Annotated in this window: 18 protein-coding genes; 12 read left to right on the top strand and 6 right to left on the bottom strand. The window is 63.2% G+C overall.

What is annotated here, in order from left to right; translation table 11 throughout:
* Window positions 1–13: 13 nt before the first annotated feature.
* The 6 genes from tssI to tssH all read right to left on the bottom strand — a co-directional run bounded on the left by tssI (window position 14) and on the right by tssH (window position 7,248).
* A complete protein-coding gene (tssI, locus tag C4N04_RS25585) occupies window positions 14–2,275 on the bottom strand; it encodes a type VI secretion system tip protein TssI/VgrG (RefSeq protein WP_106797348.1) in 2,262 nt (753 codons plus the stop codon).
* Between the two features lie 17 nt (window positions 2,276–2,292).
* Window positions 2,293–2,796: a type VI secretion system amidase effector protein Tae4 gene (locus C4N04_RS25590; protein WP_245424492.1), complete on the bottom strand. Its 504-nt coding sequence runs from the start codon at window positions 2,794–2,796 to the stop codon at window positions 2,293–2,295.
* A gap of 13 nt (window positions 2,797–2,809) precedes the next feature.
* A complete protein-coding gene (locus tag C4N04_RS25595; protein WP_199852504.1) occupies window positions 2,810–3,235 on the bottom strand; it encodes a Rap1a/Tai family immunity protein in 426 nt (141 codons plus the stop codon).
* Window positions 3,236–3,301: 66 nt separating this feature from the next.
* A complete protein-coding gene (locus C4N04_RS25600) occupies window positions 3,302–3,895 on the bottom strand; it encodes a hypothetical protein (RefSeq protein WP_077989012.1) in 594 nt (197 codons plus the stop codon).
* Between the two features lie 78 nt (window positions 3,896–3,973).
* Entirely contained in the window at window positions 3,974–4,450 is a 477-nt protein-coding gene (locus C4N04_RS25605; protein WP_009990920.1) for a type VI secretion system tube protein Hcp, read from the bottom strand.
* Window positions 4,451–4,491: 41 nt separating this feature from the next.
* Complete coding sequence (tssH, locus tag C4N04_RS25610) at window positions 4,492–7,248, bottom strand: type VI secretion system ATPase TssH (RefSeq protein WP_106797350.1); 2,757 nt, start codon at window positions 7,246–7,248, stop codon at window positions 4,492–4,494.
* 231 nt (window positions 7,249–7,479) lie between these two features.
* Between tssH and tssA the strand changes: the two genes are divergently transcribed.
* The 12 genes from tssA to tssM all read left to right on the top strand — a co-directional run bounded on the left by tssA (window position 7,480) and on the right by tssM (window position 23,853).
* A complete protein-coding gene (tssA, locus tag C4N04_RS25615; protein WP_077989010.1) occupies window positions 7,480–8,544 on the top strand; it encodes a type VI secretion system protein TssA in 1,065 nt (354 codons plus the stop codon).
* 82 nt (window positions 8,545–8,626) lie between these two features.
* Window positions 8,627–9,151, top strand: coding sequence for a type VI secretion system contractile sheath small subunit (tssB, locus tag C4N04_RS25620; RefSeq protein WP_009991955.1), 525 nt, complete (start codon window positions 8,627–8,629; stop codon window positions 9,149–9,151).
* Between the two features lie 127 nt (window positions 9,152–9,278).
* Window positions 9,279–10,760: a type VI secretion system contractile sheath large subunit gene (gene tssC, locus C4N04_RS25625; protein WP_077989009.1), complete on the top strand. Its 1,482-nt coding sequence runs from the start codon at window positions 9,279–9,281 to the stop codon at window positions 10,758–10,760.
* 55 nt (window positions 10,761–10,815) lie between these two features.
* Complete coding sequence (tssC, locus tag C4N04_RS25630) at window positions 10,816–12,219, top strand: type VI secretion system contractile sheath large subunit (RefSeq protein ID WP_280954354.1); 1,404 nt, start codon at window positions 10,816–10,818, stop codon at window positions 12,217–12,219.
* On the top strand, window positions 12,216–13,046 hold the full coding sequence (locus tag C4N04_RS25635; RefSeq protein ID WP_106797352.1) for a type VI secretion system accessory protein TagJ: 831 nt from the start codon (window positions 12,216–12,218) through the stop codon (window positions 13,044–13,046). The genes tssC (C4N04_RS25630) and C4N04_RS25635 overlap by 4 nt, the downstream gene beginning before the upstream one ends.
* Window positions 13,039–13,548, top strand: coding sequence for a type VI secretion system baseplate subunit TssE (gene tssE / locus C4N04_RS25640; protein WP_106797353.1), 510 nt, complete (start codon window positions 13,039–13,041; stop codon window positions 13,546–13,548). The genes C4N04_RS25635 and tssE overlap by 8 nt, the downstream gene beginning before the upstream one ends.
* Entirely contained in the window at window positions 13,541–15,322 is a 1,782-nt protein-coding gene (gene tssF / locus C4N04_RS25645) for a type VI secretion system baseplate subunit TssF (RefSeq protein ID WP_106797354.1), read from the top strand. The genes tssE and tssF overlap by 8 nt, the downstream gene beginning before the upstream one ends.
* Before the next feature lie 20 nt (window positions 15,323–15,342).
* Entirely contained in the window at window positions 15,343–16,344 is a 1,002-nt protein-coding gene (gene tssG, locus C4N04_RS25650; RefSeq protein ID WP_106797355.1) for a type VI secretion system baseplate subunit TssG, read from the top strand.
* 10 nt (window positions 16,345–16,354) lie between these two features.
* On the top strand, window positions 16,355–17,524 hold the full coding sequence (locus C4N04_RS25655) for an FHA domain-containing protein (RefSeq protein WP_106797356.1): 1,170 nt from the start codon (window positions 16,355–16,357) through the stop codon (window positions 17,522–17,524).
* Entirely contained in the window at window positions 17,514–18,854 is a 1,341-nt protein-coding gene (gene tssK, locus C4N04_RS25660; RefSeq protein WP_077989002.1) for a type VI secretion system baseplate subunit TssK, read from the top strand. The genes C4N04_RS25655 and tssK overlap by 11 nt, the downstream gene beginning before the upstream one ends.
* On the top strand, window positions 18,851–20,377 hold the full coding sequence (gene tssL / locus C4N04_RS25665) for a type VI secretion system protein TssL, long form (protein WP_106797357.1): 1,527 nt from the start codon (window positions 18,851–18,853) through the stop codon (window positions 20,375–20,377). The genes tssK and tssL overlap by 4 nt, the downstream gene beginning before the upstream one ends.
* Window positions 20,377–23,853 (top strand): type VI secretion system membrane subunit TssM, encoded by a 3,477-nt coding sequence (gene tssM / locus C4N04_RS25670; RefSeq protein WP_077989157.1) that lies wholly within the window; start codon window positions 20,377–20,379, stop codon window positions 23,851–23,853. Before tssL ends, tssM begins: the two co-directional genes overlap by 1 nt.
* Window position 23,854: the final 1 nt, after the last annotated feature.

Below are 23,854 nucleotides of genomic sequence, written 5' to 3' on the forward strand. Positions count from 1 at the left end.
GCGAACTTCCTCCTCAGTTCAGGTCGATCGGCTTGCCGCGCATCTGGAAGTGTTCGGTCGCAACGAAGTTGAAGGTTTTGCCGAGGATGATCACTTCGCCATTGGCTTTCATGATGAATTTGGAATCGCCGCATTCGATGACAAATTCCTCGCCGACCGCGATCTTCTTGAACTTGCCGACGCTCTCCAGCGAGGTCTGACCGACATTGGTGACCTTGCTCATTCCGATCTGCTCGGCCCGCGCTATGCCGATCGTGTCGGATTTGAAGGCGCCGACGATGGTGTTCATGATGCCGGGCATTGGGAAAAGGCCCGAAGCCGCATCGCCCACTCCTGTGCCGGAACCGGCAAGCGCTGTGCCCGCATCCGCTCTTGGCGACGGCCCTGCCACCACGCCCTCGCGGCTGCCCAGTCCGCCGGCGCCGAGAAAGCCGAGCGCAGAAGAAGCAACCGTGCCGGCGAAGGCCGCAAGCCCGGCCCCGCCGCCGCCTGCAATTTGCCCGGCCTGCGCCAGGAGCCCGGCGGTATGTCCCGAGAGACCGCTGACCGCACCCATCAGCGCCATCGCCATCGGCCCGGTGCCGCCGACGACGGTGTTCACGGAACCGCCGATTTCATGCTTCTGATTACCACTGACTTCCACCGCGCGATTACCACCAATCGCCGAGACCTCGTGCCGGTCGACGCGCTTGATGCGGTCGTTCAGCACGCGGGTCGTCTGGTCCTTCTGCGCATGGAAGAACATGTTCTCCTGGCCGGCCTCGTCTTCGAAGGTCATTTCGTTGAAGCCGGTGCCCTTATGGGTGTTCGAGCGCATGACCATGCGCGTCTTGTTGGCTGGCAGATCGTAAGGGACTGTGTTGCTGGGATTGGGCACCACACCGGTCACCAGCGGCCGGTCGGGGTCGCCGTCGACGAAGGCGACCATCACCTCCATGCCGATGCGCGGAATGACCTGGGCGCCCCAGGTGCCGCCGCCCCAGACCTGGCTGACGCGCACCCAGCAGGTGTCGGAGCCGTCCTTTTTGGCCTTGCGGTCCCAGGGGAACCACAGCTTGATGCGGCCGTATTGGTCGGGGTGGATCTCCTCGCCGGCGGGGCCGGCGACGATCGCCACCTGGGTGCCCTCGATGCGCGGCCGTTTCGTCTCGCGGTGCGGCGTCATCGGCACCCGCGACGGCACCGCCTCGAAGGTGTTGGTATATTCCGGCTCGTTGCTGTTGGTCTCATAGGAGCGGTCGACGACGGTATGGGTCGTCTTCACCACCACATGTTCCTCATAGACGTGGTCGGGATGAGCAACCTCATAGGGGGTGAAGCGGCGTCCCGCCTCGAGGATGCGCGATGTCGAGCCGCCGAAGACACGGTCATGATCGGCTTCCGAGGCCTGCATCCTGAGCTTTTCCGCCCGCTCCGCCTCGGCCACGGAGGAGATGCGCGCCGGATATTCGTAAAGCTCCCGCTTGGTCGCCTCGGGCATCTGCACCAGCGACGGCGTCATGGTGCCTGGCACCATGCGCGGGGTTTCGAAGTTCCAGTCGGCACCGGCCCGCTGGCCCGGCACATAGGAGTAACGCCGGCTCCACTCGGTGATGTGATTGCGGTCGGCCGAGCCCTGTGCCAGGCGAACCCGCCCCTCTCCCTGCGCCGATGGCGACGGGCCAAGCCAGGAACGGGCGCTGTCGGCCACATGCAGCTTGTGTTTGCCGTCCTCATGCGAGAACCAGTAGAACAAGCCGTCCTCTTCAAAGCGGCGGGTGAGATAGGCAAGGTCGGTTTCGTTCCACTGCACCGAATAATGCTGCGGCGGCGGTGGCGTGATCACGCCCGACGTGTCGGGCGCCGGAATGCCGTGCTCGGAAAACAGCGTCTCGACGATGTCGATCGAGGTCTTGTCCATCCAGATGCGGCAGTCGGAGCGGCGCGACAGCAGCCACATCTGCGGCCGCAGCACCATCGAATAGGATCTGAGGCCGCGGGTGATCGGCGGCCCCTCGTTGAGTTCGGTCACCAGACCGTTGAACGGCCGGCGCACCGCGCCTTCGCCATCGCCCTGCTGCACCTCCACGGAGACGTCCATCAGCCGGCCGATCAGATCCTCCGGCTTGACGGATGGCTTCTTGGCGCGCGCCGAAACCTTGATTTCGAAGAGCGAAGAAATGCCTTCCTCGATCGTCACGCGCTCCGGCAGCAGCTGATCCTCGCCGAGCGGCGAAACGACCTTCAGGATGCGGCTTGCCTGGATAAAATCGGCGGCAGAGGGCTGATCGTTCATGGCTTGAACCTCAAAGCTTAGGACGTGCGGCTCGAAAGGAGCGGCCAGAACCAGATCGACTGGGATTGGTAGTAGCAGGAAGAGGCGCACTGAGCCGCGTCGGCGGCCCCGATGACCAGATCGATATGCCCGCCACCGCGATAACCCGGTATGCCGTTGAAGGCGACGACGCCCTTGCGGGCTCCAATGCCGGATTGCGCCGTCGCGGAGGTGTAGGATTCGTAAGTGCCGAGATAGCGTGAGGTCGCCAAAAGATCGGCGAGCCGGCGCATGGAGACCTCCAGGCCCTTGTTGGCGTGTGGGCCTTTGAGGATATTGTGGGATTTCGGGGAGATCTTGATGCCGGACCTCACGAAGGCGAGGCTGACGCGCACGGCGCAGGTATTCGCGTAGAGCGGATTGTTCAGAAGCGCGTCCCAACCAAGCTCACGAAAAAGGTCCTGCTGACTGACATAGTTAGGTCGGTACGTGGCGCTGCTCGGGTAATTGGCGTAAAGCTCATCGAAAGCTACGTTGATCATGTCGGCTCCAAAATCATTTTTCTTTGCAGGGAAAGGATTTGCTGAGCGCAGCGGAGACAGAGATCGCAGCATTCTGCTGCAGGCTCTCCGGCGCCAGAGTTTTCAGATGGCTGAAGACGCGGTCCGTCAGCTCGTGAATGAGGACACCGCCCTCAATGCACCAGGTCTTTCCATCTGTCGCATCGGCAACGCCGGCCACATAGGCCGCGCCACGCTCGTACGAGATTTGCCGGCGAAGTTCCGGATTGGTGATTTCCGGCGCGGCATCGCCCTTGAGCGCTTCCAGGAGCTGCTGGTTGCTCATCCGCCAGATATCGGACTGCTGCGCTTGGACGGGCACGGCGCCGACAAGCAGCAGGATGGCCATAACAGGGCCCATCCAGCTATCGCGTTTCCACATATTGCGAAAATTACGGCAATTGCCGAGCGAAGACTTCATCCACCAGCTCACAAAATCAAAGAGTTCAGATTGCCGACGACATATCGTTCATCGATAGAGACCTTCTCAGCCTACGGCCGCAGCAGATGCTTCCGAGAAGCGCTTCAGGAAGCCGTCGACAAGGGTGCGCCGGTCGAAATAGTGAAGAAGTTCCAACCGATTGTTGTTGCCGTTGAAATAGGCCGCGGCCATCGGCCGTTCCCCGGTCTTCTGGATGAAAGTCACCGCCGGATTGCCGTAGAGCAGACGCGTCGGCGCCGGATCCTCGCCGTAGATGCGAAGGAAATTCAACGTGACGGAGGTCTTGTAGTGCTCCAGCGCCTTGGCTGTGAAGATATTCTTCTTGCCGAGATAGCGGTGCATCACCGTCGTGCGGCCGTTTGGGCGGGCCGTCAGCTGCGTTCCGGATTCAAAGAATTCCGATAGCAGTTCCCTCACGCCCGGCGAACCCTGCAGCTTGCGGCCCTTGAAATAAACATCTTCGCCGATCGCAAGCGTGTAGACGCTGCGCATCACCTGAAGATGACTGGTACCTAGCCCCTTGACACCCTTAATTTTGAAGCTGGGCGCCACCATGCCGAAAACACTTTCGTCGAAGACTTCCTCGACGATAAGATGGTAGTTCGTCAGTTTCACATTATCGATGTCCAATCCGCTCATGGGAAAGACTTCCTTCAGCCCGCGACGACAATGAAGTGAGCGGACGCCATCGTGAAAGGCGCCCGCTCCAGTCGGATATTAAGCGGCCTTGGTGGTCGCCAGATCGTAGGAAGCGATCATCGGCGACTGCGGCGAGTGCTTGTCGTCGTAAGGCGTGTACTTCACTTCCATCTTGGTGAAGTTCAGCTTGATCGTCTCGACCGGGCGGTCACCGTTGGAATCGATCGAGTAGCTGGCGATCAGCGTGTTCTCGAGCGAATACTCGATATAGGTGTCGCCGGGATTGCCCGTGGTGACGAGATGGATGACCGAGCGCTTGCCGGTGCGGCCCGAGCAGGCCTCCTGGAAGAGCTTGGTCGACGAGGAGTCGCTGACCTTGGTGAGGATCACTTCCGAAACGGTCGGCTCGGAAGCTTCGCGGTTGGCCGCCGAACCAGCGGAGGTGTTCATGTTGCGGGAAACGTTCCAGTGGATGGCTTCGATATCCATCCACTTGCGATGCTGTTCGTGGGTCGCATCACCCTGGATACCGTCGATCTGAAGATAAATCGGCATTCTGTAAGCTCTCCTATTGGCGGTTGAGTGCCTAGTTGCGTCTAAGGCGTAGTCGCCTTTCTTCGTCCTGCTCCCCGAGCGCGTTTGCGGCTCGGGGCTACTTCATCCGACAACCGGCTTTCCCCCGGCGTGCCGAATTCCTGGGGGGCGGCCTCTTCGGCATCGAGGCCGAAGCGTTGCCCATCGTAACCGATGGTGATCCCCGTAATTTTCTTCCCGGCCGCGACGGCATCGAGGAAAAACGTCGAAAGAACAGGCAGGAGGTCGCGGGCGATCATGACCTCGATCGCGCGGGCGCCCATCTCGCTGGTGCGGGCGCGCGAAATCAGCGCGTCGCGGGCTGCCGGCGACAATGAAAGCGTCGTCCCGTAAGTGGCGGCAACTCGCTCGCGGATTCGGCCGATCTGGATGTCGACGATGCCCGACAGCGTCTCCGGCCCAAGCGGCATGAAGGGCAGCACGGTCGTGCGGCCGAGGAAGGCCGGCTTGAAATGCTTCTGCAATTCCGGCAGCAGCATCGCTTCCAGCGCTTCCGCCTCCGGCATCGTCTCGGGATCGGCGGCAAGGGCTGCGATCATTTCCGAACCGGTGTTCGCCGTCATGACGATGGTGGTGTTCTTGAAATCGATGTCGCGACCTTCGCCATCACGCAGCGTTCCCTTGTCGAACACCTGGTAGAAGATTTCCTGAACGCCGGGATGGGCCTTGTCGATCTCGTCGAGCAGCAGCACTCCATAGGGCCTGCGCCTCACCGCCTCGGTCAGCACGCCGCCTTCGCCGTAACCGACATAACCGGGCGGCGAGCCGAGAAGCATGGAAATCTTATGCTCCTCCTTGAACTCGGACATGTTGATGGTCGTTAAATAGCGGCTGCCGCCATAGAGCATGTCGGCAAGCGACAGCGCCGTCTCGGTCTTGCCGGTGCCGGACATGCCGACCAACAGAAAAACGGCCGGCGGCCGGCGCGGATCGGAAAGTCCGGCGCGCGAGGCCCGCATGGCCGAAGCGATGCGTTCGATCGCCGCGTCCTGGCCGAGCACCCTCTCCTTCAGGCGGGCATCGAGCGTCTTGACGGTTTCGATCTGGTCCGCCAGCAGCTTGCCGACAGGAATTCCGGTCCAGCGGGCAACGATTGATGCAACGACGTCCTTGTCGACCACACGCGGCAACAGGGCCGTTTGATCCGCCACCGCCGCGAGTGTCCGTTCGGTCACGGCAAAGGCGGCGCGGGCGGCTTCCGCGGTCATGGCCTGCGGCGGGAAAGGCGCAACATTCGTGCCGTCGCCACTGTCCGCCGGCGCCAACGGGACGATGGCATCGTCCGGCGAAAAGAATTCCTCCAGCCGGTCGGCCTCGCGGACGAGCCGGTTTTCTTCCTCGAACTGCGACCGGAGCGCTTCGATCTGCGCAACGATCTGCTGCTGCTTGACGGCGATTTCGCCAAGCCGGGCGGCCTTTTCCGGTGTCTCGGGTTCTCGCGCAAGCCAGTTTGCCTCGGTTTCCAGGAGATCGCGTTCGTCGGTAAGCTGTTTCAAAGCCTCCGGCCTCGTCTGGCGGGCCAGCGCCACGGCGGCGGCAGCCGTGTCGATCAGGCTGATCGCCTTATCGGGAAGCTGCCGGTCCGGCAGGTATCGCGCCGAAAGGCGGACGGCGGCGACGATCGCCTCGTCGCGGATACGCACCTTGTGATGGATTTTAAGGCTTTGTGCCACGCCGCGCAGCATCCGGATTGCGGCCTCTTCGTCCGGCTCGCGGACATGCACGGTCTGGAAGCGGCGGGTCAGGGCCGCATCCTTCTCGATGAAGCGCTTGTATTCGCTCCAGGTCGTTGCCGCGATCGTCCTGAGTTCTCCGCGCGCCAAAGCCGGTTTTAAGATATTTGCGGCATCGCCTTGCCCTGCCTGTCCGCCGGCGCCGATCAACCCGTGCGCCTCGTCAATGAACAAAATGATCGGTTCCGACGACGTCTTTACCGCGTCGACCACGCCATGCAGGCGCCGTTCGAACTCGCCTTTGACGCCGGCGCCGGCCTGCAGCAGGCTAAGATCCAGCAGCAGCAGCTTCACATCCTTCAGCCGGGCCGGAACATTGCCGGCGGCGATCTCCAATGCGAGCGCTTCGGCAACCGCGGTCTTGCCGACACCCGCCTCGCCGACCAGGATCGGATTGTTCTGCCGACGGCGCGTCAGGATATCGATCAGCTGCCGCAACTCAGCGTCGCGGCCAATGACCGGATCGATGCGGCCCGCGCGGGCGTCGGCCGTCATGTCGTGCGTGTAGAGCCGCAGAAATTCATTGCCTGCCGATGTCGCGGTGGGCACGGAAAGCTGGTCCGACGGGCCGGAGGCCTTTTCCAGCAATTTGTCGAGCATTGCCCGGTCGAGATTGCGTATCGAGGGGGCGATACCGCGCACAACCACCCGCAATGCCGAATCGCCGGTCAGGGCGGCGAGCAGATCGGCCAGCAGCACGACATTACGGCCGCACTGCAGCGATGCAACCAGGAAGGATTCCCGACCGAGGGCCAGCAGATTGGGGGAGAGCGCCAGCGCGGCACCGGCCTCCCGCGGAATGTCGGCGATCGCCGCATCCAGCTCCGTTCTCAGCATTTCCGAGGAGAGTTTGAGCTCTTCGAAGACGGCCGAAAACGCCGCAATATCAAGAAGGGAGCGAAGCCAATGAGCGACGTCCACGACGGCGTGCTGGTGGCGCACGGCGAGCGAAGCCGCTGTCTCAAGTCCGACACGTAAATTAGGCTCAAGCGTTCTTATCAGACGATTGAGATCGATATTCGACATCCGCAAGTCCCGTTTATTCGACGAAATTCAGTGCGTCCTCGTGATGCGAAGCAACAACTAGGGCGCTCATAAACCCTTGTCCAGAAGAAAAAAGACTCTATTTTCAAAAACGAGCATTAGAGTAGTCGTCATAAATCCGTCATCATCGGGAGATGGTTGACAAGCCAATACAAGCCGCACAAAATGCCGGCCCGGTCGCAGTATGTTTAGATTTTTGAGGTATTTAACAGCGTGAATGTCAGAGAAATCATAAATCCACTTGAACAAAATTATCCGTGCGGAGAAAACGTTCGGACCAATACTGCATCACGTGAAATATACTATAGAATTAAAGACGCCAGAAACGCCGCACGTACAGCCGAACGTAGTATTTCACCAGGCGACATTATTATGCTTGCACCCGCCTGGCACGATGTTAGCAATCTTGGATTGCAAATTCTTTCTTCCGAGAGCAAGGACATAGAAGTATTGGCCTGGCTCGCCGAAGCGCAGCTGCGGCTGCGCGGCTTCTCAGGATTGCGCGACGTCTATGTTGCAACCGCGTCGCTTTTAGACAAGCATTTCGACACTTTGCACTCGATCGGAGACAGCGATTTCGAGGAGCGGTTCGCTCCCTTTGCGGGTCTTAACGGCGTGGGCGGCGAAGGAACGCTTATCCAGGCTATTCGTTTGACTTCGTTGATCCCGGACGGAAAATTCGCTCAGTTTTCGCTCTGGGATTTCCAGCTTTCGCAGCGGTCGAACGAAGCCGAGCGGCGCAAGGAATTGCAGCAGGCGGCGGCAGAAGCCGGTGTCGCACAGATGTCGGCCCATCTCAGGGTGGTGACAGAGTGCATCGCCGCTTTCGACCGCATGATCGAAATACTTGATCATCACTGCGGGGATCAGGCGCCGCCGAGCTCCAATACACGCAATGCTTTGCAGGAAGCGGCATCTGCAATCCGGATGCTCGCCGGCATCGAGGCTCCCTCGGCCATGTCCGAAACCCCTGCCTCGCAAGGCTCGGAGCCGCTGCCGGCAACCGATATCGGTGAGTCCGAGGCCGTCCGCATGCGGCCCGTCGACGCCGAGATGATTCGTTCACGCGAAGAGGCCTTCGAACTGCTCGCTGTCGTTGCGCGCTATTTCCGTCGCACCGAACCCCATTCACCGATCTCCATGTCGATCGAGACCTTGGTGCGCCGCGGCCGCATGGATTTTTCCGAGCTACTTGCCGAGCTCCTGCCTGAGCAGCACACGCGCAATGCAGTGCTGACAGCGGCCGGCATACAGCCCGTAACCGACAAGGGAGGCTAGCGGCCTGAGGTCGGGCCCTGCCCGGCCGCAATCTGGAGCATCCGCAATTCGTAATCCGCCGATGAGACGAAGGAGAGCCTCGATGGCAAGTGTACATGAGAAACTGGAACGGGTTCGCAAGCCGCGGGTCCATATTAAATATGAAGTCGAAACCGAAGGCGCGATGGTGGTGAAGGAGCTGCCTTTCGTCGTGGGCGTGCTCGGCGACTTCTCCGGCAATCCGACGCAGCCGCTCAAGGCTTTCGGCGAGCGCAAGTTCGTGCAGATCGACCGCGACAATTTCGACGACGTCATGCGCCGGATGACACCGGGCCTCACGCTTTCGGTCGAGAACACTCTCGAGAAAGACGGAACGGAGCTTCCGGTTTCGCTGAAATTCGAAAGCATGGCCGATTTCGAACCCGGCGCGGTCGTCGATCAGGTGCCGGCGCTGAAGGCGCTGCTCAACGCCCGCAACCAGCTGCGCGACCTGATGAGCAAGGCGGACCGCTCCGAGGAGCTCGAGCGCCTGCTCGAGGACATCCTGCAGAACAAGGCCGATCTCTCGCAGCTGGTGGCCCAGCTTGGCGGCGGCAAGGCCGAAGAGGCGAAGGACGTGCTGAATTGAGTGCCTGGGATCGCAGGCCGATCGCGGCCGCGCGAATTCCTGAAGAGTCGTTGTCCGGCAGCGGCCCCTTGTTAAGGGAAACCCTCACAGCCCCGAGGGTCGCCGCTTCGCAAAAAAGGATCGTTAGATGACCGCCGAAACGCAATTGCAGACAAAGGAAGAAGTAGGCTTCGCACCCGATGAGAGCCTGCTCTCGAAGGTCGTTGCGGCAACCCGCCAGACCGAGCCCGACCGCGCGCAGGACCTTCTGCGCACCCTCACCGATCAAGCCCTGAAGGGCACCGTCACCTATGATCGTAACCTCACGATCACTTTGAACAACGCCATTGCCGAGATCGACAAGGCGATCTCGAGCCAGCTCGCGGCAATCATGCAGTCGCCGGAGTTCACCAAGCTCGAAGGCGCCTGGCGCGGCCTGCACTATCTGGTCAAGAACAGCGAGACCAGCGCCAACCTGAAGATCCGCGTGCTCAACGCCTCCAAGCGAGACATCGCCAAGGATCTCGCCAAGGCCGTCGAGTTCGACCAGTCCAGGCTCTTCAAGTCGGTCTATGAAGACGAGTTCGGCACTCCAGGCGGCGAACCGATGGGCGCGCTGATCGGCGACTATGAGTTCGACAATTCCTTCGACGACGTCCAGCTTCTGCAAGGCGTCTCGATGATCGCCGCCGCCGCCTTCGCCCCGTTCATCTCGGCGGCGAGCCCCCGCATGTTCGGCTTCGAGGATTTCCGGGAGCTGGCAAAACCCCGCGATCTGGAAAAGATCTTCGAGACGGTCGAATACGCCAAGTGGCGCAGCCTGCGCGACAGCGATGATTCCCGCTTCGTGACGCTCGCCATGCCGCGCGTGCTCGCCCGCATGCCCTACGGTCCGAAGACCAGCCCGATCGAAGAATTCAACTTCGACGAAACCGGCGGCTCCAAGACCGGCGAACTGCCGCACGGCTCCTATTGCTGGATGAACGCAGCCTATGTGATGGGCACGCGTCTCACCGAAGCTTTCGCCAAGAACGGCTGGTGCACCGCCATTCGCGGCGCGGAAAATGGCGGCAAGGTCGAAGGCCTGCCGATGCATATCTTCTCCAGCGACGACGGCGATCTCGATCTGAAATGCCCGACGGAAGTCGGCATTACCGATCGCCGCGACGCCGAACTCGGCAAGCTCGGCTTCCTGCCGCTCTGCCACTACAAGAATACCGACTATGCGGTGTTCTTCGGGGCGCAGACAGCCCACAAGCCGAAGCTCTACGACCGGCCGGAGGCAACCGCCAATGCCGCCGTTTCCGCCCGCCTTCCCTATATGATGGCAACCTCGCGCTTTGCCCATTACCTCAAGGTCATGGGCCGCGATAAGATCGGCTCCTTCATGGAAGCGGAAGATTGCGAGGCCTGGCTCAACCGCTGGATCTCCAACTATGTCAACGCCAATGACGACGCCGGCGAGGAGTCGCGGGCGAAATATCCGCTGCGCGAGGCAAAGGTCACCGTCCAGGAAATCCCCGGCAGGCCGGGCGCTTACAACGCCGTGGCCTGGATGCGTCCGTGGCTGCAGATGGAGGAATTGACGACCTCGCTGCGCATGGTCGCCCGGATTCCTTCGAAGAACTGATGAAATCAGAGTCCGGCGCGGCGGTTTTCCGCCGCGCCAAGCTCTTCCGAAACATTTGGTCAGGTCGACGATGGGTTCCAGCACTGAATGGCGGCGCCGGGCGGATCAGTTGATTACGCTGATCGACGAGGCGCTGAACAGGCAAGTCAATGCCATCCTCCACCATCCCGATTTTCAGGCGATGGAGGCGAGATGGCGTGGCCTTGCCATGCTCGTGCGCGAGGCAAGCCGCAGCGGCGAGGTGAAGGTCAAGCTTCTCAGCGTCAGCTGGCGTGAGCTCGCGCGCAGCATGGAGCGTGCCAGCGATTTCGACCAGAGCCACCTCTTCGAATTGATCTACAGCCGCGAGTTCGGCATGCCGGGCGGCGAGCCATTCGGAATGCTGGTCGGCGACTATCACCTGTCTCCGCACGATCCCGCCGACGGCGATCCGGTCAGCACGCTGTCGCAAATCGGCATGGTGGCGGCTGCCGCCTTCTGCCCCTTCGTCGCCGGTGCGGCGCCGCTTTCGATCGGGCTTGAAGACTTTCACGAGCTGAACCGGGTCAGCGACTTCTCCTGGCTTGCCACGGAAACGGACCGCATCCGCTGGAACGGTCTGCGCGCCCGAGAAGATTCGCGGTTCCTCGGGCTCGTCGCGCCACGCATCCTGATGCGCTCGCCGCTTGCGCCGCATGCGCGCGATCGCAATGACGGCTTTCCCTTCCGCGAAAGCATTGCTGCCGACGGCAGTTCGTTGCTCTGGGGCAATGCCGCTTTCGCCTTTGCGACCGTCGTCATTCGCAATTTCATCGCATCCGGCTGGTTTGCGGAGATCCGCGGCGTCACGCAGGATGCCGTCGACGGCGGCCTGCTGAGCACAAGCGAATTGCCGCCTTACGATCTCGGCACGGAGAGCAACGGGCTTTCCGCCCAGGCGCCGGTCGAAGTCCAGCTGACCAGCAGCCAGGAGCAACAGCTGTGTGACCTCGGCATCATTCCCGTCGCGACCACCTATCTCTCCTCTGCGGCGATCTTCAATTCCAATCAGTCGCTGCATGCACCGCCGCATTATTCCAACGAGCATGCACGCCAGAACGCCCGCCTCGCCGCCATGCTGCAATATGTGCTCTGCGCCTCGCGTTTCGCGCATTATCTCAAGGTCATCATGCGCGATGAAATCGGCCAGCTCTCCGATGCGCTCTCGATCGAGCGCAAGCTCATGGACTGGCTGACCGCCTATACGCTCGGCAATGACGACGCCGATATCGCGCTGCGCACCCGTTTCCCGCTGCGCTCGGCCGGCATCGGCGTCGCCGAAATTCCGGGCAAGCCCGGCAGCTTCTCCTGTACCGTCCGGCTGCAGCCGCATTTTCAGCTCGATGACGTTGCCACGAGCTTCCACCTTATCGCCGAGACCGCAACCACCGGCCAGATTCTGAGCCGCCCGGTCGCCATACCCGAGAGGATGTCCGCATGACGCTTTGCGCCAGCATCGCCCGATCGCTCAGCGACAACGCCCTCGAGGACGCGCTCGAAGAGGTCAAGGCGCATCTGAAGGCCAAGCCCTCGGATCAGGAGGCGCGGCATCTCTATATCGATCTTCTCGTCCTTGCCGGAGAATATGAGCGGGCTGACAATCAGTGCAGCCTTGCCGCTACCCTCTCTCCCGACGCGACGATGGGCTTTGCCCTGTTGCGCAATGAACTTCGGGCGATGGCGGCACGCGACGCCTGGTTCGAAAGCGCCGCTCTGCCGGAATTTCCGCAAGGGCCGAGCGAACTCGACAGGCTCGCCGTCCGCCTCGGTATCGCCCATCGCGAGGGCAATGCGGACGATGCGAAAACGGCCCTCGCTGCGCTCGAAGACCTCAGGGGCGAGCGCCCGCTGATCCGGAACGGCAAGGCGATTTCCGATTTCCGCGATCTCGACGACCGCACACCGCACGCCCTCGAAGTCATCATGACCGGCGGCGGCTATCTCTGGATCGACTTCGCCAAGATATCAGCCCTGTCCATCGAGCCGATTGCCCGGCCGCGAGATCTCGCCTTCCGTCGCGCCGAATTGACGCTGATCGACGGCGCCGCTGCATCGGTGCTTCTGCCGGCCGTTTATCACGGCACCGGCAAGGATGCGGCGCTCAGGCTCGGACGCGAAACCGAATGGGTCGAGGAAGCGAGCGGCATCACCACCGGCCGCGGTCAGCGCTGCTTCCTCGCCGGCGATGAACTCGTCTCCTTCCATGACACCCAAAGTTTGGAGATCGAGCCGGCAAGCTCTGCCGGCAGGCAGGTCGCGCATGGTTGATCCGCTCGAACGCTACCGGCAGCGCGACCGAGTCCTGTCCCGCTCGATCCTCGACAGGCTGATCGACGAGGCCCCGGATCGCGCCGCCGATCCGTCGGTCAGTTTCGTCGACCAGGTCCGCGAGGTCAGGGAGGCGATCCGCCGCGATCTCGAAGCGCTGCTCAACACGCGGCGGTGCCCGACGACGCCGCCGACGGACCTTTCAGAATTGCGGAACGCCCTGGTCAGCTATGGCGTCGACGGTATCGTCTCGGCAAATCTGATGACCGACCAGGCGAAGCTCAAGCTGGCGGAAGCTATCGAGCGGCGGGTTGCGCTGTTCGAGACGCGGCTTGCCGATATCAGGGTGACGATCCTGAAAAGCCGGACGATGACCGAACGGGCGCTGCGCATGCGCATCCAGGCGACCTTCCGCCTGCATGAGGGCATGCCGCCGATCAGCTTCGAATCGACCATCGATCCGTCGACCCAGCGTGTCCTCGTGGAGGCGGCGCATGGCTGAAGGTTTCCTGCACCGCTACAATGAGGAATTGCTGGCACTGCGGCGCCGGGCCGCGCGCTTTGCCGACGCTTTCCCCAAGATCGCCGGCCGCCTGCGCATGACCGGCGACGTCGCCGACGACCCGCATGTGGAACGCCTGATCCAGAGTTTCGCCTATTCGGCGGCGCGCGTGCGTCAGAAGCTCGACGACGAATTTCCCGAACTGACCGACGGCCTGCTTGAAACGCTCTATCCGCATTATCTCGCACCCCTGCCGTCGATGAGCATCGTCAAGTTCCGGCCAAGCGACACACTCGCCTCCGTCCAGACCGTGCCCCGCCACACCGAGGTGCTCGCAGAGCAGGTGAGAGGCGAAGCCTGCCGCTTCCGCACTACGCAGGATGTCGAGATGGCACCGATCGATATCACGGGTGCTGCGCTTTCCGGCCAGCCGATCAATGCGCCGCTTTCGTCCTATGCCGGCGTTGCCGGCTGCCTCAGGCTCTCCATCCGCTCTCTCGATGCCCGCAAGCCCCTGGGCAGCCTCGGCCTGAGCCGGCTGCACCTGCATATTCCCTCTGCCTGGCAGCAGGCCGTGGCGATCTACGAACTGCTTGCCAACCACACGCTCGGCATCGCGCTTGCCAAACATGCAGACGACCGTTCGCCGATCTTCCTGCCGGCAAGAAACCTGAAACCCGTCGGCTTCGAGCCGGAACAGGCCATGCTGCCCTATCCGGCGCCGAGCTTCATCGGCTACCGCCTGCTCACCGAATTTTTCGCGCTGCCGCGGAAATTTCTGTTTCTCGATATCGAAGGGCTCGAGTGCTGGCGAGGGGAAACGCTGGAACTCTTCGTTTACCTCGGGGAAAGCGACGCCAAGCTGGAGCGGGCGGTTTCGGCCCGCGACTTCGCGCTCAACGCCACGCCCGTCGTCAACCTGTTTCGCCAGGTCTGCGAGCCGATCGCCGTCGATGGCACCCGCACCGAATACCGTCTGCTGCCGGATGCACGGCGCCAGAAGACCCGTGAGATCTATTCGATCGACCGCGTGCTGCTGACCGGATCGCGCGGCCAGGAGGAATTCTGCCAGCCCTTCTTCGGACGATCGCAACGCGCAGGCGCGAGCGCGACCTACTGGCAGGCCTCTCGCCGTTTCAACGAAGACGACAGGACCAGCGATATGGATATCGCCTTCGTCGACCGGCAGCGCCGGCCGGCCGCTTCGGTCGATGCGGTGGCGAGCGTCGATACGCTCTGCCTCAACCGCGACCTGCCGGAACAGCTTCCCTTCGGCGGTGGCCACCCGTTGCTGCAGCTCGCCTCCGGCCATGAGGCGGTCGCAGGCGTCGAGGCGCTGATCCCGCCGACACCGTCGGTCAGAATGAACGATCAGGATGGCCGGAACTGGCGACTGATGTCGCATCTCCTTCTCAATCATCTGTCACTGTTCGACAATGAGGGTGCCGCATTGAAGGACATCCTGTCGCTCTACGCCTTCCGCGACAGTCCGGAGACCAAGCAGTTCGCCGATGCGCTGGTCAGGATCAAGGCCGCCAATTCGACCGCCCGTCTCGGCAGCGGCGGCATGGTGCCCGGCACCGAGATCGCGCTGGAATTCGATCCGGCCGCCATCGACCGACCTTCGGCCTTCCTGTTCGGCAGCGTGCTCGATCGCTTCTTCAGCCTCTACACCTCGGTCAACAGCTTCACCCGGCTCACTGTCGGCATGAAGGGGCAGTCGAGCCCGATCGCCCGCTGGCCGACGCGAGCGGCCGAACGCCCACTTCTCTGAGAAAGGACCGCCAGTCAATCATGGACATGCAAGCCGCCAGCAAGCCAGACGCGCTTACCGACCTGCTCGAACGCGACCCCGGCCGTTTCGAGCCGGTGACGGCATTTCGCGTCGCGCAGGCGTCGGTCGGCGAAGGACGGCTTGACGTCGCCTCCCATGTCGGCGTTTCGCCGGCGCCGCTTGCGGTGAGCGGATACAGGCGCAAGGCCGGCCGCGCCACGGTGCGCAGTGCGCTTGCCGGTCTCGTCGGCGCGCTCGGCTCCATGCCATCGGCCTATAACGAACTCATCATGCGCGAAGAGCGCAACCGATCGCGGGGGCTGGCGAGCTTTTTCGATCTGTTTGGCGCGCGCATGGCGGAGCTCTTCGCCGACGCCTGCGAAAAATACCGGATTGCGAGGCGGCTGCGCTGGGGCGGCGTTTGGGCAAGCAATGCTTTCGTCACCACGCTGCTGTCGCTGACCGGCTTCGGCACCAAGCGGCTCGTCGACCGGAGCGGCGTCGACGAGGAGTTGATCCTGCGCTTTTCCGGTTTCTTCGCGGCGCGCAACCGCAATACCGTCAACCTCCGCGCCATGCTGACCGAATTCAGCGGCCTGCCGGTGGAGATCGAATTGTTCCGCGGCCGCTGGCTGAGCATTCCGCCGGAAGAGCGCAGTCGGATGAGCCAGCTGCAGGGCGTGCAGCTCGGGGTCAATGCCACAGCCGGTGCCGCCGTTCACGATTTCAGCGGCGGCTTCCGCGTCGTCATCGGCCCGCTCGGTTATGCCGATTATCTCACGCTTGCGCCGGGCGGAAAGGCCATCACCGAACTCTTCGCCCTGACCCGGCTCTATGTCGGCTCGGCGCTCGATTTCGACATACAGGTCGTGCTGAAAAAGGAGGACGTTCCCTTCTGCCGGCTCGGCCAGGCAGGCGATCCGCCTCGTCTCGGCTGGAACAGCTGGGCGAGGGTCGCACCGGCGGCAAAGGACAGCGGCGATGCGATCATCGTCGAACGCCTGTCGACCGAGATGCGGTGAGGAGGTGAGGATGCGGCTCGAACTGAGAGAGATCACCGGCGACGCGGTGACAATGGCCGGCCGGCCGAAATGGTTTTTCGAACGCGGCCGGCGCACGCTCGGCCGGGCGCCCGATTGCGACTGGCAGCTGCCGGCGGACAGGCGCTCGATTTCGAAACTTCATTGCATCATCGAGCGCGACCGCGACGGCTTCCTGTTGCGCGACCAGAGCGCCAACGGCTCCCGCGTCGATGGCGTTGCCGTGCATGAAGGCCAAATCGCCAGGCTTTCCGACAGGTCGCGGCTGGAGATGGGCGGACTTGCATTCTCCGTCCACATCTCCGGCGACAGGGATCGCGACATCGAGGACCCCGATGCCGGGCTCGTCTTGAGCGACGAACCGCTGACCATTTCCGCGATCCTTGCCGACATCGCGCCGGGCGGCCATACCGCAAACGGCATTCTCGGCGAGCGCACGGCCGATGGTTGGAGCCTTTCCGAACAGGCCGGCAAGAAAGGCGCGGCGTCATCCCGCAATGTCGAGATCGGATGGAGCGGGCCCCCGGAGATTCGCACCGTGACCCAGCTTCTGCCGGAAGACTGGAATTCGGAGGACACCGAATACGCCAGCCATTTGGAACACGGCTCCGCCACCCATATCGCAGTCCCCATCGCCCAACGCCGGACCGCGCCGCTGATCGACATCGTCAACGACAATGCGCAACCCGAATCCGAAGATTTTCCGGCGCTGAGCATCGGCCGGCCCGCAGCCCTCGCCGACAGGCTGGAGCCGTTGCTCGGCCGGCTCGAGGAGGCTGTCGAGAGTGCCTATGCCGTCTTCGAAATGAATGCACCGCCTTCCGGCAGCCAGCCGGACTTCCCTGACAGGGAGGAGGCGCTGCTTGCCCGCATCGAGACCCTGCTCGGCCGGCAGCTCAAGCTCAATTCCGCGCTCGAAGCCCTCGCCCAGGCGGCGGGCCAGCTGGAGCCGCGCAGCCTGGAAGCGCGTGTCGAGACGGGCGCCTGGCGTCGGGACCGGAACTACTGGCGGGCCTACCGGGCGCAATTCGAAAAAGACGGCAAAAGCCGATCGGTCCAGGACTTTTTTCGCGACGCCATGCTGGCAGCGATGAACGGCAGGGACACAGGGCCTCGTCCACAAGACAGCCAGGAAGGACAAGACGCGCATCATGAGGAATGAGAACCGGGTGGCCTGGAGCGAGGGCATGTTCCTTCGCGTGCAGCATTTTCAGCAGGCGGACCGCTGGACCGAACGGCTCGTGCGCACCGCCACGCACGGCCTGTCGCCCTATCCCTGGGGGATCGCGGAGATCGGCATCGACCGCGGGGCGCTGGCGATCGGCCAGTTCGCGCTGTCGAACCTGCGCGGCGTGTTGCCCGACGGCACGCCGTTCGAAGCGCCCGTCGATGCCGATCTGCCGCCGCCGCTCGATCTCGACGAGAACACCAAGAATGCGATTGTCTATCTCGCACTTCCCGCCCGCCAGCCCGGCAAGGCTGATGTGGCGCTGAATGGCGGTGCTCAGCGCAACAGCGTTCGCCTCGTGGCCTCGCCCTATGAGGCGCCCGACGCAAATGTCGAGACCGACTTCATGGCCCCCATCGATGTCGGCCGCCTCAGCCTGCGTTATCTCAAGACCGGCGACGAGCTGGCCGGCTACGAGCTGATCGGACTTGCCCGCATCATCGAGGTGCGCTCCGACAGGGCTGTCATTCTCGACCCCGATTACATCCTGCCGAGCCTCAACTGCACGGCCGCCGGCCGGCTGAACGAATTGATCACCGAGCTTCTCGGCATCGTGCGCCACCGCGCCGAAGCCATTGCCGAACGCATCGGCGATCCCACCATCCGCGGCACGGCGGAGGTCGGCGATTACCTGCTCCTGCAGATCCTCAATCGCGCCGATCCGATGCTGAAGCATATCTCGGCCAATGCGACGCGCATCCATCCGATCGTCTTTTACGAGCACTGCATCCAGCTTGCCGGCGAGCTTGCCACCTTCACCACCGAGCGCAAGCGGGCGAGCGACTTCCCGCCCTACCGCCACGACGACCTGAAGGCGACCTTTGCCGCCGTCTTCGATGATCTCAGAGCCTCGCTTTCCTCGGTGCTCGAACAGGCGGCGGTGGCGATCGAGCTCGCCGAACGCCGGCATGGTGTCAGGATCGGCACGATCAACGACCGTTCCCTGCTTCGGGATGCCGGCTTCGTGCTGGCGGTCCGGGCAGAGATGCCGGCCGAGGACGTGCGCCGCAAGCTGCCGGCGCAGATCAAGGTCGGCCCGGTCGAACGCATCGCCGACCTCGTCAACGTGGCGCTGCCGGGCATTCCCGTACGGCCGCTGCCGGTGCTGCCGCGCCAGCTCCCCTATCGCTCCGGCACCATCTACTTCGAACTCGACACCAAGAATCCGCTCTGGAAACAACTCGATACCTCCGGCGCCATCGCCGTGCACCTCGCCGGCGATTTCCCCGGGCTCGAAATAGAACTGTGGGCCCTTAGAGAATGAAGAACGAACCCGCCTCCACCTGGCAAAGCCTGCCGACCATCGTCGAACTCACCGAGGATGGTGTGAAGAAAAAGCAATCCGCCCGAAAGATGGCGGAGATGCTGGAGGACGTTCTCGATTTTCCCGAAGCCGAGAAGGCAACGGCGGCAGCGCTCGCGACGGGCGGAGCATCGGTCGAAACACTCGTACGGGATTTCCGCTTCGGCGCCGAAGACGTGCCGACCTTGGTGCGCTCGGCCGCGCCGCTGCTCAACCTCGCCCATGGCCTGCGCTACACGGACGAGCAGCCCGATATCGATGAACTGAGGTCGGTGGCAATCGCAGCGGTCGGCCGCTACGAGCGGGATCTCGCCAGCGCGCGCATCAGCCCCGAGCGGGCGCGTGCCGCCCATTATGTCGTCTGCGCGACCGTCGACGACGTCGTGCTCAGCAAAGCCTGGGGCGTGCGCGCCGGCTGGGCCCGTTCGGGCCTCGTTTCCACCTTCCATATGGATGTGACCGGCGGCGAGCGGGTGTTCGATCTGCTCGATCATTTCCACCAGAGCCCCGGCGCCAACAAGGACCTGCTGCTGCTCATCTATCTCTGCCTGTCGCTCGCCTTCGAGGGCCGCACCCGCGTTTCCGCGCGCGGCGGGCTGGAGCTCGCCCGCATCCGCGACAGTCTCTATAAGACGCTGCTCGGCCAATACGGCGTCTTCGAACGGGAGCTTTCTCCGCATTGGAAAGGCGTTTCCGCCCGGCACCAGCCGCTGCCCACCGCCGCCGCCCTTTGGACGCTGCTTTCCGTCCTGACGCTGATCCTGGCTTTCGGCTACCTGTTCTTCACGCTTTCGCTGAACCGCGCCTCCGACGGCACGTTCGAGCGCCTTGCCAACCTGCCGCCACGCGAGACGCCAAGCGTGCTGGTCAAGGTGCCGGAGCCGCCGCGCGCCCCTCCGCCTGTTGTCGTCGCGCAAACGCCGCCGCCACCGCCACCGCCGCAGGTAAAGCCACCGAGCCGTCTCGACAATCTGCTCGCCTTCCTCCAGCCGGAGGTCGAGAAGAAGCTTATCACGCTGTCGGATTCGAATGGCAGGCTGCTCGTGCGTATCAGCAATTCCGGCCTGTTTGCCACCGGCAGCGCCGAAGTCAGCGAGAAATTCCACGATCTCCTGCAGCGCATCGGCGGCGCGCTCGCCGCGGAGAAATTCCGCGCCGTCGTCGTAGGCTATACGGACAATGTGCCGATCCGCACCATCCAGTTCCCATCCAACTGGCACCTGTCGGAAGCCCGCGCCAAGGCGGTCGGCGAAATCCTCGCATCATTCACCGGGCCGGGGGCGATCCTGACCGAGGGACGCGCCGACAGCGATCCGATCGCCGGCAACGACACGCAGGAGGGCCGGGAGATGAACCGCCGCACCGAGATCCTGGTGCTGACCGATCCGAGCGAACGGCTGAACGACGCCGGTTTCAAGACAGCGCCGATCGAGGCCGAAAGACCGAATGCACCGGCTGCCGCCGCAGGAGGCGCTTCGCGATGATGAATCCCTTAAGTTATTTCTATACGCTGCGTTCCTATGTGGAAGCCTATGCCGGCCTTCTCGGCCGCCGCTTCATCTCGATCATATGGGTGGCGGCGATCTGCGTCGTCATCTGGTTCTACGGCTATCTCGCCGCCTATGGCGACTTCAAGCCGCTGGCGAGCGCCTCGGCGCGGCTGACGCTGATTGGCGTCATCATTGCGGCATGGCTCGCCTACCTCCTGTTCACCGTGATCCGCGACCGCCGTCGCGACAAGCAGCTCGTCGAAGGGATCGAGCGTGACGCCGAGGCCGAAGCGGCGGCCAGCCAGCAGGCTGAGGTCGGCGAGATCCACAGCCGGCTGAAGGAGGCGTTGCAGTTCCTGCGCCGCATCACCAAGCGACGCTTCGGCTATATTTACGAGCTGCCCTGGTACGTGATCTTCGGCGCGCCGGGCTCCGGCAAGACGACGGCGCTCACCAATTCCGGCCTCAAATTCCCGCTCGGCGATGCGCTCGGCAGCAACTCGGTTCAGGGCATCGGCGGCACACGCAACTGCAATTGGTGGTTCACCGACGAGGCAATCCTCATCGATACCGCCGGCCGCTACACCACGCAGGACGATCTGAACGGCACCGCCAAGGCCGGCTGGGAAGGCTTTCTCGGTCTCCTCAGGAAATATCGCCGGTCGCAGCCGATCAATGGCGCGCTGGTGACGCTGTCGATCGGCGATCTGTTGACACGCGATCCCGAAGCCCAGCGCGAGGAAATCCGGGCGATCCGCCAGCGGCTGTCCGAGCTCGATGAACTCCTGCATGCGCGCGTGCCGGTCTATCTGCTCCTGACCAAGGCCGATCTCCTGACCGGCTTCGTCGAATTCTTCGACGGCTTCAACAAGAGCGACCGCGAACAGGTCTGGGGCACGACCTTCGGGCTCGACGAAAGCTATAAGGCGGCCAACCTGCCGGAACGCTTCACAGAGGAATTCACCCTGCTGCAGCAACGCATCGACGCCATGCTGATCGAGCGCCTGCAGCAGGAGCCCAATCCGGAGCTGCGCGGCCGCATCTTCCGTTTCCCCGCCGAGCTCGCCTCGCTGAAGGAGCGCCTGCATGAAGTGACGACGGAGCTTTGCTCGGGCTCGAAACTGGTCGACGCGCCGCTCCTGCGCGGCATCTATTTCGCCTCCGGCACCCAGAGGGAGGAAGCAGCCGCCACACCGCGCATGCGGCGCAGCTATTTCCTCTCGCGCCTCTTCAAGGAGGTGATCTTCGGCGAGGCTTCGCTGGTCGCCCGCGACAAGCGGCTTTCCGGCCGGCAGCTCCTCTTCCGCCGCGCCGCTTACGCGAGCGCGGTCCTGCTGCTGGCCGTGGTGCTGACCAGCTGGACGGCCACCTACTTCCAGAACACCACGGCGCTCGCCGGTGCGGAAAGACGCATCGATGCCTATGAGCAGCTGGTGCGCGGCGTGCCGGTGCGCGACGTCTCGGATGCGGATTTCCTACGCATCTTGCCGGCGCTTGATAATCTCGCTGCCGTCACTACCGATTTTTCCAAGACGCGCGTCTGGCCGGTGAGCCTCGGCCTCGATCAGGACGGCAAGGTCGCGAGCCGCCAGCGCGAAGCCTATCAGCGGGCGCTGAACACGCTGCTCCTACCCCGCATGCTGGTGCAGCTCCAGAAGGAGATGACCGAGACCACCGACGTCAACAGAACCTTCGACGCTCTGAAACTCTACGGCATGCTTGGCGGGCTCGGCCCGATGAATGCGGATTTCGCCTCCCTGGAAGCGGAAGACATGTTCACCAGGCTCTATCCCGACGAAGGCCGTACCGCGGCGCGCAACGCGCTGATCACCCATGCGGAAGCCATGGCGCGCGGCGCGCTGCCGCCGATCGATCTCGACAAGACGCTGATCGCCAAGGCACGCGACATCATCCGATCGCAGAACATCGCCAGCCGCGCCTATGATATCCTGGCGGAATACCGCGCCTCCCGCGCCCTTCCCGGCTGGAGTCCGGCCGGTGCGCTCGGCCCGCTCGGCGAACAGGTATTCGAGCGGACCTCCAAGGCGCCGCTTGGCGAGAGCATCCCCGGCCTTTTTTCCGCGACCGGCTACCGCACGGTCGTTCTGCCCGAGATCAGCGAGGCCGCGCGGGAGGCACTCGACGAGCAGTGGGTTCGCGGCGTCCCCAATCCCGCCGGTGTCACGGTCGACACCATCGCCCAAGCCACACTTCAGCTTTACTTCGACAAGTTCGATCAACGCTGGTCGACCCTCTTGACCGATATCAGGGTCAAACCTTCGCAGACGATCAGCGACGCGGCTGAGACCACCCGGATCCTCGCCGGCAAGCCCGGCCCCGTTGAGACGATCGCGAATTCGATCGCCGCGGCCACCGATCTGCGCGGCCCCGCCGCCGAGATCGCCTCGGCTGCCGACGGCAATTTGAGCGTCTCAACAACGGCGCTGAGCAGTGCCGCCAATGCGCCCGATCCCTTCGGCCGTCTTCGAGACGCGCTGAAGACGCCGGCCGGCCAATCGCCGCTTCCCGACCAATCGAAGGAGGCGCCGCGCTCGGAAATCGGGCAGCTGGAACCGATCCTGCAGAAAGTGCAGGAGCAGCTTTCGCGGGCGACGACCTCTACGGCCGAAGTGGCGAAAGTCTTCGACGTCGATAGCCAGCTGACCGACGCCAATCAGGACTTGCTGCAGCAGGCCCGGAAGTTGCCGGCGCCGATCGATACATGGATGGCGGGGCTCGCCGCCGATGTCGGATCGCTGGCGGTCAAATCCGCCCGTTCGCGCATCAGCGACGCCTGGGCCGCGGAGGGTGCCGGTTTCTGCTCGAATGTCGTGGCCGGCCGTTATCCCTTCGATCGAAAATCCGCGCGCGACGTGGCGATGAGCGACTTCGTCAGGCTGTTCGGTCCCGAGGGACTGTTCAAGACCTTTTTCAAGGAGAAGCTTGAGGCCTTTGTCGATACCAGCGCTTCGCCATGGGGCTGGAAGGGCACTTTCGGGGCGTCGAGCATTCCGAGCGCGGCGATCGCCCAGTTCGAGAATGCCGACAAGATCAACCGCGCCTTCTTCCCGGCCGGCAGCAAGGACCCGTCGATCACGATCAACGTGAAGCCGGTGTCGCTGACCGATGCCGCCAGCGCGGTGATGCTGGAGATCGAGGGCGAACGCGTTGTCTATTTCCATGGACCGGTCCAGGCGAAATCGATCACATGGCCGTCGACGGAAGCGAACAACACCTCGCGCATCGCCTTCCAGCCGGGCGGCTGGCAGCAGGCCTTGACCGAGAACGGCGACTGGTCGCCCTTCCGCCTCTTCGACGATGCCAATGTCACGGTGCAGGGCGACGATCTGTTCAGGGCACAATTTGAGCAGGACGGCCGGGCGGCGGAGTTCGATGTGCAGTTCGGTTCGGTGCTCAATCCATTCCGGCTGGAGGCGCTCGGCGCCTTCTCATGCCCGGCGCAATTCTGAG

Origin of the sequence: Rhizobium sp. H4 (assembly GCF_003013335.1) — a bacterium.
GTDB lineage: Bacteria > Pseudomonadota > Alphaproteobacteria > Rhizobiales > Rhizobiaceae > Rhizobium > Rhizobium sophoriradicis.

Excerpts from the sequence above, each read along its gene's own strand:
- tssI (WP_106797348.1), bottom strand. The coding sequence starts at position 2,275 with ATGAACGATCAGCCCTCTGCCGCCGATTTTATCCAGGCAAGCCGCATC.
- C4N04_RS25590 (WP_245424492.1), bottom strand. The coding sequence starts at position 2,796 with ATGATCAACGTAGCTTTCGATGAGCTTTACGCCAATTACCCGAGCAGC.
- C4N04_RS25595 (WP_199852504.1), bottom strand. The coding sequence starts at position 3,235 with ATGAAGTCTTCGCTCGGCAATTGCCGTAATTTTCGCAATATGTGGAAA.
- C4N04_RS25600 (WP_077989012.1), bottom strand. The coding sequence starts at position 3,895 with ATGAGCGGATTGGACATCGATAATGTGAAACTGACGAACTACCATCTT.
- C4N04_RS25605 (WP_009990920.1), bottom strand. The coding sequence starts at position 4,450 with ATGCCGATTTATCTTCAGATCGACGGTATCCAGGGTGATGCGACCCAC.
- tssH (WP_106797350.1), bottom strand. The coding sequence starts at position 7,248 with ATGTCGAATATCGATCTCAATCGTCTGATAAGAACGCTTGAGCCTAAT.
- tssB (WP_009991955.1), top strand. The coding sequence starts at position 8,627 with ATGGCAAGTGTACATGAGAAACTGGAACGGGTTCGCAAGCCGCGGGTC.
- tssC (WP_077989009.1), top strand. The coding sequence starts at position 9,279 with ATGACCGCCGAAACGCAATTGCAGACAAAGGAAGAAGTAGGCTTCGCA.
- C4N04_RS25635 (WP_106797352.1), top strand. The coding sequence starts at position 12,216 with ATGACGCTTTGCGCCAGCATCGCCCGATCGCTCAGCGACAACGCCCTC.
- tssE (WP_106797353.1), top strand. The coding sequence starts at position 13,039 with ATGGTTGATCCGCTCGAACGCTACCGGCAGCGCGACCGAGTCCTGTCC.
- tssF (WP_106797354.1), top strand. The coding sequence starts at position 13,541 with ATGGCTGAAGGTTTCCTGCACCGCTACAATGAGGAATTGCTGGCACTG.
- tssG (WP_106797355.1), top strand. The coding sequence starts at position 15,343 with ATGGACATGCAAGCCGCCAGCAAGCCAGACGCGCTTACCGACCTGCTC.
- C4N04_RS25655 (WP_106797356.1), top strand. The coding sequence starts at position 16,355 with ATGCGGCTCGAACTGAGAGAGATCACCGGCGACGCGGTGACAATGGCC.
- tssK (WP_077989002.1), top strand. The coding sequence starts at position 17,514 with ATGAGGAATGAGAACCGGGTGGCCTGGAGCGAGGGCATGTTCCTTCGC.
- tssL (WP_106797357.1), top strand. The coding sequence starts at position 18,851 with ATGAAGAACGAACCCGCCTCCACCTGGCAAAGCCTGCCGACCATCGTC.
- tssM (WP_077989157.1), top strand. The coding sequence starts at position 20,377 with ATGAATCCCTTAAGTTATTTCTATACGCTGCGTTCCTATGTGGAAGCC.